The sequence below is a fragment of the Allostella sp. genome (assembly GCF_041913585.1).
Lineage (GTDB): Bacteria > Pseudomonadota > Alphaproteobacteria > ATCC43930 > Allostellaceae > Allostella.
Window position 1 is genome coordinate 13,991 of record NZ_JAYSFE010000069.1, and the last position, 10,790, is coordinate 24,780.

Sequence of the window (10,790 nt, forward strand, 5' to 3'; positions counted from 1 at the left end):
TCGCCCGGCACGAGCTGCATGATCGACGCCGCGATCAGCGTGACGATCAGCAGCACCGGGATCGCCGCCAGGAGGCGGCGAAGGACGAACTCTCCCATGTCTGGCGCCGGGTCCGGTGGCGGTCGGCGTCAGTCCTCCAGCGACACGTTCCAGAAGCGCGGGATGCGGTAGGGCGAGTAGCCCTTCACGTTCGCCCGCGTCGCCTGCTTGCGCTGGAAGTCCCCGAACTTGAGGAAATGGACCTGGTCATAGACCCGGGCCTGGAACTTGCCGAAGGACGCCTTGCGCGCCTCCGCCGTCTCGCCCGCGATCATCTCGTCGAAGAGCTTGTCCAGCACCGGGTCGGCGACGAACTGGTTGAGCTGCGGCGACACCACGTCCTTCAGCGCCGTGAAGGGGCCGACCGACGGCCCCGTGCCCTGGCCGGTGAACCACAGGTTCCAGCCGTCCTTGTTGCGGCGGCGGGCCATCGCGGTCGCCCAGTCGAAGACGTCGATCCGCACCTTGAAGCCGACCGCCTTCAGCTGCTCGGCCACCACCTGGGCCGCCTTGTACATGCTCTGGTAGCTGGAGTTCGTGATGATGACGAACTCCTCGCCCTTGTAGCCGGCCTCCTTCAGCAGCGCCTGGGCCTTCTTGGGGTCGTTGACGTTGTAGAGTTCCTTGCCGTCGGTGACGTAGTAGGGGTTGCCCGGATACTGCAGGCCGGCCTGCAGCGCGTAGGCGCCGTCGCTCGAGATGTCCATGATCGCCTCCATGTCGAGGGCGATCTGCATGGCGCGGCGCACCTTGAGATTGTCGGTCGGCGGCCGGGCGTGGTTGACCCAGGCGGCGTGCAGCCACCAGTTCTTGAGGTCGTAGAGGACGATGTCCTTGCGGCCCTCGAGCCGCTTGGCCGATTCCGTCGGGATGTCCTCGACGATGTGGAACTGGCCGGACTCGAGACCGGCGACCCGGGTCCCCGGCTCCTTGACGAGGCGGATGTCGACCATGTCGACGAGCACCTCCTTGCGGCCGGCGAAGCCGTCGGTGCCCTTGTAGCGGGTGTCCGGCCGGTAGCCCTCGAAGCGCTTCAGCTTGAGGTGGCTGTCGGCGACCCATTCGACGAACTGGAAGGGCCCGGTGCCGATGACGTCGACCTTGCCGCCCTCGCGGTCGCCCTGCTCCGCCGGCATGATGGCGATCGGCGAGACGAAGGCGCTGATCTCCTCGAGGAAGACCGGCACCTTCTTCGACAGCTTGATGACGAAGGTGTAGGGGTCGGGCGCCTCGAAGGCGGCGACCGGGGCCAGCGTCACCTTCGGCAGCGCCATCCGCTTGTAGCGCTCGAAGGACGCCTTGACGTCGGCCGACGTCATCTCCTTGCCGTTGTGGAACTTGACGCCCTGGCGAAGCTTGAAGGTGTAGGTCAGACCGTCGGCGCTGACCTGGTAGTCCTCGGCCAGTTCCTTGATGAGCCCGTTGTTCTCGTCGCGGGTCAGCAGCGTCTCGTAGATGTTCATCGCGACGTTGCGGGTCGACACCGCCGTCGAGAAGTAGGGGTCGAGCGTCGGCGGCGGCGCCTCCTGCACGAAGACGATGGTGCCGCCGCGCTTCTGCGCCGCGGCCGGCGCCGCGACCACTGCCAGGAGCCCCAGCGCGGCCGCCGAAGCCGCCGCGATCCTGCCGATTCCTCGGTTCATGATTCCCCTCCCCGCGGGATGCCTTGGACAGGCCGTGAGCGGGGAGGTTGCGGGACCCCGTCCGGCCTTGTCAACGTGGCGCAGGACGCTTCCGAGGAGAAATCGCCGCCATGCTTCGCCGCCTCGTCCTCGCCCTGCTGCTCGTCGCGCCGGCCGGCGCCGCCGCGGCCGACCGCCCGTTCCAGCCGGTCGGCCTGTGGCGCTTCTTCCACACCGACGGCTCGGCCTTCCTCGCCCGGCTCCATCCCGACCAGTCGGCGACCACCGATTTCGGCCAGGGCGAGGTCGGGATCTGGCGCTGGGAGGGCGACCGCGTCCGCCTCTACTACACCGACGGCTGGGACGACCTGCTCTACCGGCGGGACGGCGGCTTCCGCAAGTCGGGCTGGGCGCCGGGCGCGGACCGCTGCCGGGCACCCTCCAACGACACGGCCGCCGAGCGCCTGTCGGACGACCCGCGCGCGGCCGCGCGTTGAGCCCCGCCGATGCTGCATCTGCGAAATGACTCCTTGACTTCCGGGCGCCGAACCGCCACCTAGCTGGCATCCGCCGATCGAGGCGGAGGCCGGCGCCACCGGCCGCGTGAACGCCGACCCGCAAGAGGGTCGAGCGTCCTGCCGAGGCGCCACGCAATCCCGACGGAAGAGCCCAGGCAGCGCGGGGCGTCCACCAGAAACCCCCGCGGGGTTTCGTGCGTGGTGGCGATACGCGCCGACCGACGCCTTGGGCCCGCGGGCACGCGAAAGATCCTGTTCCTTTGACCCAGTTCACCGACCTCGGCCTCGCGGCGCCGATCCTGCAGGCGCTCGCCGACGAGGGCTATGTCACGCCGACGCCGATCCAGGCGCAGGCCATTCCCCATCTCCTCGCCGGGCGCGATCTGCTCGGCATCGCCCAGACGGGCACCGGCAAGACCGCCGCCTTCGCCCTGCCCATCCTCCACCGGCTCATGGCCGACCGGCGCCCCCTGGTGCGCAAGGGCGTGCGCGCCCTCGTCCTCAGCCCGACGCGGGAACTGGCGAGCCAGATCGCCGACAGCTTCCGTGCCTATGGCCGGCATCTTCCGGTCCGCGTCGCGCTCGCCTTCGGCGGCGTGCCGCTGGGCGCCCAGATCCGCGCGCTGGCCGGCGGCGTCGATGTGCTGGTCGCCACCCCCGGCCGCCTCATCGACCATCTCGACAGCGGCGCCGTCCGTCTCGACCAGGTCGAGACGATCGTGCTCGACGAGGCCGACCACATGCTCGACATGGGCTTCATCCATGCCGTGCGCCGCATCGTCCGCGCCCTGCCGCACCAGCGCCAGAGCCTCTTCTTCTCGGCCACCATGCCGAAGGAGATCGGGGCGCTCGCCGCCGACTTCCTGCGCGACCCGGCGCGGGTCGAGGTGACGCCGGTCGCGACCACGGCCGAGCGCGTCGAGCAGCGCATGATCTTCGCCGAGCAGGGGCAGAAGCCGGCCCTGCTGGTCGGGCTGGTGAAGGAGATGAACCCGCGCCTGATGCTGGTCTTCACCCGCACCAAGCACGGCGCCGACCGCGTCGTCCGCCATCTCGAACAGGCCGGCATCGAGTCCGCCGCGATCCACGGCAACAAGAGCCAGAGCCAGCGCGAGCGGGCGCTCGCCGCCTTCCGCGCCGGCAAGACGCGCATCCTGGTGGCGACCGACATCGCCGCCCGCGGCATCGACGTCGACGGCGTCTCGCACGTCGTCAATTTCGACCTGCCGAACATTCCCGAGAGCTACGTCCACCGCATCGGCCGCACCGCGCGCGCCGGCGCCGACGGCATCGCCATCGGCTTCTGCAGCACGGAGGAGAAGGCGTATCTCAAGGACATCGAGAAGCTGACCGGGCAGAAGGTCCAGGCCATGGGCTCGCCCGTGGAACTGCCGACGGCGCGTCCGGCGGCGGCCCAGCCTCCGGGACAGCGGCCGCAGGGCCACGGCAAGGGTGGCCATGCCGGCCAGCCGCGTCGCTTCGGCGGCGCCCCTGCCGGACGCCCGCAGGCCGGCCGCCCCGCCCGCCGTCCCCAGGGCGGGCAGCGGAGCGCCACCGCCCGCTGACGGCTGCGAGCGATCCCCCGTGCGCGGTCTTCGGCCGCGCACGGCACCGCTTCGACGCTCGGCCGTTCTGGCCTATCGTCACGGTCGACGGGTATCGTAGGCTGCAACCGAGCCGGCGGCTCCGCGATACCCTTCGGTCCGGGCCGAACCTAGCGGAGACGAAATCGATGGGAGCGAGCAGCGCGGGATTCCATGAAGCCGCGGACGACCTGTCCGCCGCCACCAAGGACATGCATCGGGCGATCGTGTCCCTGATGGAGGAACTGGAGGCGGTGGACTGGTACCAGCAGCGCGTCGACGCCGCCGGCGACGACGAGTTGCGGGCGATCCTCGCCCACAACCGCGACGAGGAGATCGAGCACGCCGCCATGGTGCTGGAATGGATCCGGCGCCGGAACGCCAAGTTCGACGAGGAGCTCGGCACCTACCTCAACACGACGGGATCGGTCCTCGAGGTCGAGGGCGTCGCCACCGGCGACGGCGGCGGCGGCGGCCACGCCGCGGCGGCGGACGCGGACGAGGGATCGCTGCGCATCGGCAGCCTGAAGGGGAGCAAGTGACGATGAACGACCTGCGCCGCAATCTCGCCCCCTTCTCCGCCGACGTCTGGTCGGAAATCGACGGCGAGGCCGCCCGCGTCCTCAAGCTGCACCTGGCCGCGCGCAAGCTCGTCGACTTCAACGGGCCGCTCGGCTGGAACACGTCCGCCATCGACATCGGCTGGACCTCGGAGCTGAAGGACCCGCCCGCGGACGGCGTCGGCGCCTTCATCCGCCTGCCGCAGCCGCTGGTCGAACTGCGCGCGCCCTTCACCCTGATGATGCGCGACATCCGCGCCATCGAGCGCGGCGCCAAGGACGCCGACCTCGGCCCCGTCGTCGACGCCGCCAAGGCGATCGCGCGCGCCGAGGACAAGGCCGTGTTCCACGGCTATGCCGCGGCCGGCATCATCGGCATCGCCGAGGCGGCGGCCGACGCCACGGTCAGCCTGAGCGAGGACTACACCCGCTATCCGGCCGCGGTGCTGGAGGCGACCGAGAAGCTGCGCGCCGCCGGCATCGACGGCGACTACGCCATCGCGCTCGGGCCGCGCTGCCATGCCGGCCTGCACAAGACCCTGACCCCGGCCGGCTTCCCGATCATCGAGCATGTGAGAAAGCTGGTGTCGGGACCGATCGTCTGGGCGCCGGCGGTCGACGGCGCCGTCGTCCTGTCGATGCGCGGCGGCGACTTCGAACTGACCGTCGGCCGCGACATCTCGGTCGGCTACCGCTACCACACCGCCGATGCGGTCGAGCTCTACCTCGAGGAGAGCATCACCTTCCGCCCCCTCACCCCCGAGGCGGCGGTGCCCCTGGTCTATCCCCGCAAGGCCGGCCGGGAATAACGTCGCCGATCCGGTCCGGCGCCGCTTCGCGGGCGCGAAGCGGCGCCACGGTCGAGGGCGGCTGTCGCCGCGGCTTCGCGGCGTCGTTCCATCTTGATATCGGCCAGTCGCCGAAGCACATTAGTCCGATCGGACTAAGCTGATCGGAAGTTGGTCTCGCATGCCGACCATCAACATCCACGCGGCCAAGACCCATCTCTCGCGCTTGGTCGACGCCGCCGCGGCCGGCGAGGAAATCATCATCGCCAGGGCTGGCCGGCCGGTGGCGCGCTTGGTCGCGCTCGAACGTCCCGCGGCGCAGCCGCACCGCCGGCTCGGCTGCCTCGCCGGGCGGGTCCGCATTCCGGCCGATTTCGATGCTCCGCTTCCCGACGAGGTGTTGGAGAGTTTCGAGCACCGCTGATGCGCATCCTGCTCGATACCCATGTTCTGCTCTGGGCATTGGTCGAACCGCATCGGCTCGACCTCGCCACGCGGGCAACGATCGAGGATTCGGCGCACGAGGTGCTGTTCAGCGCTGCCAGCCTTTGGGAGATCGCCATCAAGGCGGCGTTGGGGCGACCGGACTTCGCTTGCGACCCGGGTGAAATCCTGGCCGCGGCAACCGCGACTGGATTCGTCGAACTGCCCGTCCGATCGGAGGCGGCCGTTCGCGTCGCCAGTCTCCCCCGCCATCATCGCGACCCCTTCGATCGTCTCCTCGTAGCCCAGGCCATCGGCGAGCCGGCCCGCCTCTACACCGCAGACCCGTTGCTGCCTCCCTATTCGGCGCTGGTGACCTTGGTCGGTCGGGACGCCGGCCGGCAGGACTGAGTTCCCGCGACCGGCGCCCGCTACTCCGCCGCCGACGGCAGCCCGACCGGGGTGCGCCCCTCGATCGTCGCACGCTCGGACTGGAAGAGGGCGACCAGCGCGTCCATGACGCCGCGGATGCGGGGGAGGACGCGGAGGTCGCGGTGGACGAGCAGCCACTGCTCGGTCGTCGCCTCCTCGATCGGCGGGCCGAGGCGGCGGAGGCCCGGGTCGGCGTCGCCCATGTGGCAGGGCAGGACCGCGAGGCCGGTGCCGCTGCGCGCCGCCTCGCGCAGCAGCAGCCAGTTGTTGACCCGGACCGCGGGACGGACGCCGTCGAGCAGGTTCAGCATCCAGCGCTGGCCGGCCATGTAGCCATGCTCCTCGTCGAAGCCGACCCAGGGCATGGCGCGCAGCGTCTCGGGCGCGAGGTCGGCCGGGGGGAGGCCGGGCGCGGCATAGACGGCGTGCGCGGTGCGGCCGAGCTTGCGGGTGACGATGCCGGCGAGGTCGGGCACGTCCTCGCGGATCAGGAGATCGGCCTCGCGCCGCGACAGGTTGGCGAGCTGGTGGCTCGCCACGAGTTCGATCTCGACGCACTTCCGGCCGTGGCGGATGCGCGGCAGGTGGCGGGCGACGAAGTCCGCCATCGCCTCGCCGGCGGAGAGGCGCACCGTGCCATGGACCGTGTCCGTCAGGCCGGCGGCGCGGCGGTGGATCGATTCCGCCGCCCGGTCCATCGCCTTGACGTCGGTCAGCAGTTCCTCGCCGGCGGAGGTCAGGACGAAGCGGTCGGGCAGCCGGTCGAAGAGCCGGGCGCCGATGGCCGCCTCCAGCGCCCTGATGCGGCGGGCGACGGTCGGGTGGCTGACCTCGAGACGGCGCGCCGCCGCCGTCAGGCTGCCCTCGCGCGCCAGCGCCAGGAAGATCCGCAGGTCGCTCCAGTCGGCCGCCATGTCACGATCCCTTCCGCCCGATGTTCGGCCCCCATGTTCAAGGCCGTACAATGGCTATTCGATTCTGTCCGGTTACGAACATCTGCGTTCAGCCTATCCTGCCACCATCCACACGGGGAACGGTAGCGATGCATTTCGAGCGGCGTCTGTGGGTATTCACCGAAGGGGTGCGGTTGCGTATCGCTTGCACCGTGCTCATCGGCCTGGCGTCGGTGGCGCTGGGGGTGGCGCGCCTCGGCCTGCTCGGCTGGCTGATCGGCCAGGTCTTCCTCGGCCGGCCGCTCGAATCGCTGCTCTGGCCGGGGCTCGCCATCGCCGGCGTGATGGTGCTGCGCGGCGTCTTCGAGCATTGGCGCGCCGTCGTCGCCCACACGACCGCGGCGCGGGTGCAGACGAGGCTGCGGCGGGCGATCTACGACCGCATCGCCGAGCTCGGGCCCGGCACCGTCGGCGGCAAGCGCTCGGGCGCGCTGACCCTGTCGCTGATCGACGGGGTCGAGCAGCTCGAGGTCTATTTCGGCCAGTTCCTGCCGCAGTTCCTGATCTCGCTGCTGACGCCGATCCTGATCTTCGCGGCGATCGCCTTCATCGACCTGCCGGTGGCGGCGATCATGCTGGCCTTCGCGCTGGTCGCTCTCTTCGCGCCGGCGCTCTGGCATTCGCTCGACGTCGAGAAGTCCCGCCAGCGCCAGAAGGCCTATGCCGCCTTCGCCGCCGAGTTCCTCGATTCGATCCAGGGCCTCGCCACCCTCAAGGCGTTCGGCCAGAGCCGCGCCCGTGCCGACCGGCTGGAGGTCGAGGCGCGCGACCTCTTCCGGCGGACCATGTGGGTGCTGGCGACCAACTCGCTGGCGCGCGGCATCACCGACAGCGCCATCGCCTGCGGCGCGGCGGCGGCGCTCGCCATCGGCGCGTGGCGGGTCGAGGCCGGCGCCATGGAACTGACCTCGCTCCTCGTCATCCTGATGCTGGGCGTCGAGATCTTCCGGCCGATGCGCGAGCTGCGCTCGGTCCTGCACCAGGGCATGGTCGGCATGTCGGCCGCCCAGGGCATCTACCAGATCCTCGACGAGCGGCCGCTGGTGGCGGACGCGCCGGCCGCCGCCCTCGACCGGCCGCTCGCGCCCACCGTCGCCTTCGAGGGGGTCCGCTTCCGCTATCCCGGCACCCGGCGCACGATCCATGACGGGCTCGACTTCCAGGTCGCGGCCGGCGAACGCATCGGCATCGTCGGCCCGTCCGGCGGCGGCAAGTCGTCGATCGTGCGGCTGCTGCTGCGCTTCTACGACCCCGAGGCCGGCACCGTCCGGCTCGGCGGCCACGACCTCCGCAATCTTTCCTTCCAGCAGATCCGGTCGATGATCTCGGTCGTCAGCCAGGACACGTTCCTCTTCCACGGCACGGTCGAGGACAACATCCGCATGGGCCGGCCCGACGCCAGCCAGGCGGACGTCGAGGCCGCCGCGCGCGCCGCCAACATCCACGACTTCGTCGCCGGCCTGCCGCAGGGCTATGCCAGCATCATCGGCGAGAAGGGCGTGAAGCTGTCGGGCGGCCAGCGCCAGCGCGTCGCCATCGCCCGCGCACTCCTCCGCGACACGCCGATCCTCGTCCTCGACGAAGCGCTGTCGGCGGTCGACGCCGAGAACGAGGCGACGATCCAGCAGGCGCTCGACCGCCTGATGGTCGGCCGGACGACGCTGGTGCTGGCCCACCGCCTGTCGAGCGTCATCGGCTGCGACCGCATCCTCGTGCTCGACGGCGGCCGCGTCGCCGAGAGCGGCCGGCACGAGGCGCTGATGGCGGCGGGGGGCACCTACGCCCGGCTGATGGCCGAGCAGGCGCGCGAATCCGCCGCCGGCGAGACGATCGCCGACGAGCCGGCGGCGAAGGCGGCCGAACGCACCGCGGCCGGCGGCGGCATCCCCGCCAAGCCGCTGACCGAAGGCATCATCAAGGCGGACGGCATGGGGTGGCCGCGGCTCGTGGTCGAGCTGATGAAGGTCATCCTGCCGTGGAAGGGCAAGCTGACGCTCACCTTCCTCTTCGGGGTGCTGCGCGTGCTGGCCTTCATCGGCGTCGGCGTGCTGAGCGCGCTCGTCGTGCTGGCGCTGAAGAACGGCCAGCCCTACGCGCCCTATCTCTGGGGTCTCGCCGTGATCGCGCCGCTCTCCGGCGCGCTGCACTGGCTCGAATCCTGGCTCGCCCACGACATGGCGTTCCGGCTGCTGGCGGAGATGCGGATCGACGCCTTCCGCAAGCTCGACCAGCTCGCCCCGGCCTATCTCGTGCGCCGGCGGACGGGCGACCTGATGGCGCTCGCCACCCACGACATCGAACTGGTCGAGTATTTCTTCGCCCACACAGTGGCGCCGGCCTTCGTCGCGGTCCTGGTGCCGGCGGCGGTGCTGACGGTGCTGGCCTCGGCCAGCCCGTGGATCGCGCTCGCCCTGCTGCCGTTCCTGGTCCTGGTCGCCCTCAGCCCCTTCCTGATGCGCCGCCGCGTCGACCGGCTCGGGTCGGAGGCGCGCGAGGCGGCGGGCGAGCTCGGGGCTTTCGCCGTCGATTCCGTGCAGGGCCTGGGCGAGATCGTCGCCTTCCAGCAGGAGCAGGCGCGCGGCGCCAGGCTCGACGCGCTGTCGGAGCATCATGTCCGGCTGCGCCTGCCCTTCTTCGCCGAGCTCACGCGCCAGTCGAGCCTGCTCGAGATCCTGACCGGGCTCGGCGGGCTCGCCGTCGTCGCCACCGGCGCGGTGCTGGCGACCCGGGATGCCATCGACCCGGGGCTGCTGCCGCTGCTGACGCTGCTCGCCATGGCGGCCTTCCTGCCGATCTCCGAGATCGCCCAGGTCGGGCGCCAGCTCGCCGACACGCTGGGCGCCACCCGCCGCATCTATGCGCTCGCCAACGAGCCGGTGCCGGTGCGGGACGGGCCCGGCGTCCCGCCGCAGCCGCGGCCCGCCGCGATGGCGCTGGAGGGCGTCACCTTCACCTATCCCGGCCAGACGCGCCCCGCCCTCTCCGACGTCTCCTTCGCCATCGGCGCCGGCCAGACGGTGGCGCTCGTCGGCACCTCGGGCGCCGGCAAGACGACGACGGCACAGCTCCTGATGCGCTTCTGGGATCCCGACCAGGGCCGCATCACGCTCAACGGCCGCGACCTCCGCGACTACGGGCTCGACGACCTGCGCCGGCAGATCGCGCTCGTCGCCCAGGACACCTACCTCTTCAACGACACGCTGCGCGCCAACATCCGGATCGCCCGGCCCGACGCGAGCGAGGCCGAACTGACGGCCGCAGTCGTCCACGCCTCGCTCGGCGACCTCGTCGACACCCTGCCGGACGGGCTCGATTCGCCGGTCGGCGAGCGCGGCACCAGCCTGTCGGGCGGCCAGCGCCAGCGCGTCGCCATCGCCCGCGCCTTCCTCAAGGACGCCCCGGTGCTGATCCTCGACGAGGCGACCTCGCACCTCGACGCCGTCAACGAGCAGGCGGTGCGCCGCTCGCTCGACCGGCTCCAGGCCGAGCGCACGACCGTCGTCATCGCCCACCGCCTGTCGACGGTGCGCGACGCCGACCTCATCGTCGTCCTCGACGAGGGGCGGGTGGCGGAGACCGGCACCCACGAGAGCCTGCTGGCGAAGGGCGGCCTCTATGCCCGGCTCGTCTCCCGCCAGCTCGCGTCCGCCTGGTCGGCGGCGGCGCAGTAGAGGGTCAGCGGATGCCGAGCAGCTTGTGCGTCTGGAGGGTGAGGCGCCAGCGCGGATGGGCGAGGCAGTAGGCGACCGCGGCCGCCGTGTTGGCGGCCAGCGCCGGGCCGTCCATCGGCTGCAGCAGGAAGTGCTCGAAGGCGAGGTGCTCGAACCGCTCGGGCTCGGCGCCGGGCTGGGGGAAGACCAGCTTCAGCTCGT

At 71.3% G+C, this 10,790-nt stretch carries 9 protein-coding genes and 1 pseudogene; 7 read left to right on the plus strand and 3 right to left on the minus strand.

Annotated features, from left to right (window positions below):
* Nucleotides 1–128: 128 nt before the first annotated feature.
* Nucleotides 129–1,682: an ABC transporter substrate-binding protein gene (locus tag ACE3Q3_RS14200; RefSeq protein WP_374447088.1), complete on the minus strand. Its 1,554-nt coding sequence runs from the start codon at nucleotides 1,680–1,682 to the stop codon at nucleotides 129–131.
* Nucleotides 1,683–1,792: 110 nt separating this feature from the next.
* Between ACE3Q3_RS14200 and ACE3Q3_RS14205 the strand changes: the two genes are divergently transcribed.
* From ACE3Q3_RS14205 to ACE3Q3_RS14230, 6 genes are all read left to right on the plus strand, one after another.
* The gene (locus ACE3Q3_RS14205; protein WP_374447089.1) at nucleotides 1,793–2,158 is read left to right on the plus strand and encodes a hypothetical protein; all 366 of its coding nucleotides are present in this window, start codon (nucleotides 1,793–1,795) and stop codon (nucleotides 2,156–2,158) included.
* A gap of 281 nt (nucleotides 2,159–2,439) precedes the next feature.
* On the plus strand, nucleotides 2,440–3,744 hold the full coding sequence (locus tag ACE3Q3_RS14210; RefSeq protein ID WP_374447090.1) for a DEAD/DEAH box helicase: 1,305 nt from the start codon (nucleotides 2,440–2,442) through the stop codon (nucleotides 3,742–3,744).
* Between the two features lie 167 nt (nucleotides 3,745–3,911).
* Complete coding sequence (locus ACE3Q3_RS14215) at nucleotides 3,912–4,304, plus strand: encapsulin-associated ferritin-like protein (protein WP_374447091.1); 393 nt, start codon at nucleotides 3,912–3,914, stop codon at nucleotides 4,302–4,304.
* 2 nt (nucleotides 4,305–4,306) lie between these two features.
* Nucleotides 4,307–5,131: a family 1 encapsulin nanocompartment shell protein gene (locus tag ACE3Q3_RS14220; RefSeq protein WP_374447092.1), complete on the plus strand. Its 825-nt coding sequence runs from the start codon at nucleotides 4,307–4,309 to the stop codon at nucleotides 5,129–5,131.
* 160 nt (nucleotides 5,132–5,291) lie between these two features.
* Nucleotides 5,292–5,534, plus strand: coding sequence for a type II toxin-antitoxin system Phd/YefM family antitoxin (locus tag ACE3Q3_RS14225; protein WP_374447094.1), 243 nt, complete (start codon nucleotides 5,292–5,294; stop codon nucleotides 5,532–5,534).
* A complete protein-coding gene (locus ACE3Q3_RS14230) occupies nucleotides 5,534–5,944 on the plus strand; it encodes a type II toxin-antitoxin system VapC family toxin (RefSeq protein ID WP_374447095.1) in 411 nt (136 codons plus the stop codon). The genes ACE3Q3_RS14225 and ACE3Q3_RS14230 overlap by 1 nt, the downstream gene beginning before the upstream one ends.
* A 20-nt stretch (nucleotides 5,945–5,964) precedes the next feature.
* Here ACE3Q3_RS14230 and ACE3Q3_RS14235 read toward each other — a convergent pair whose 3' ends face one another.
* Complete coding sequence (locus ACE3Q3_RS14235) at nucleotides 5,965–6,879, minus strand: LysR family transcriptional regulator (RefSeq protein ID WP_374447097.1); 915 nt, start codon at nucleotides 6,877–6,879, stop codon at nucleotides 5,965–5,967.
* Nucleotides 6,880–7,046: 167 nt separating this feature from the next.
* On the opposite strand from ACE3Q3_RS14235, the gene ACE3Q3_RS14240 reads away from it, so the two are divergent.
* A complete protein-coding gene (locus tag ACE3Q3_RS14240) occupies nucleotides 7,047–10,589 on the plus strand; it encodes an ABC transporter ATP-binding protein (protein WP_374447099.1) in 3,543 nt (1,180 codons plus the stop codon).
* Nucleotides 10,590–10,593: 4 nt separating this feature from the next.
* Here the strand turns inward: ACE3Q3_RS14240 and ACE3Q3_RS14245 are convergent.
* Nucleotides 10,594–10,790 (minus strand): annotated as a pseudogene (locus tag ACE3Q3_RS14245) (7-carboxy-7-deazaguanine synthase); the annotation flags it as partial.

What these genes read in the sequence shown, in the direction of transcription:
- ACE3Q3_RS14200 (WP_374447088.1), bottom strand. Translation starts at nt 1,682, where the DNA reads ATGAACCGAGGAATCGGCAGGATCGCGGCGGCTTCGGCGGCCGCGCTG.
- ACE3Q3_RS14205 (WP_374447089.1), top strand. Translation starts at nt 1,793, where the DNA reads ATGCTTCGCCGCCTCGTCCTCGCCCTGCTGCTCGTCGCGCCGGCCGGC.
- ACE3Q3_RS14215 (WP_374447091.1), top strand. Translation starts at nt 3,912, where the DNA reads ATGGGAGCGAGCAGCGCGGGATTCCATGAAGCCGCGGACGACCTGTCC.
- ACE3Q3_RS14220 (WP_374447092.1), top strand. Translation starts at nt 4,307, where the DNA reads ATGAACGACCTGCGCCGCAATCTCGCCCCCTTCTCCGCCGACGTCTGG.
- ACE3Q3_RS14225 (WP_374447094.1), top strand. Translation starts at nt 5,292, where the DNA reads ATGCCGACCATCAACATCCACGCGGCCAAGACCCATCTCTCGCGCTTG.
- ACE3Q3_RS14230 (WP_374447095.1), top strand. Translation starts at nt 5,534, where the DNA reads ATGCGCATCCTGCTCGATACCCATGTTCTGCTCTGGGCATTGGTCGAA.
- ACE3Q3_RS14235 (WP_374447097.1), bottom strand. Translation starts at nt 6,879, where the DNA reads ATGGCGGCCGACTGGAGCGACCTGCGGATCTTCCTGGCGCTGGCGCGC.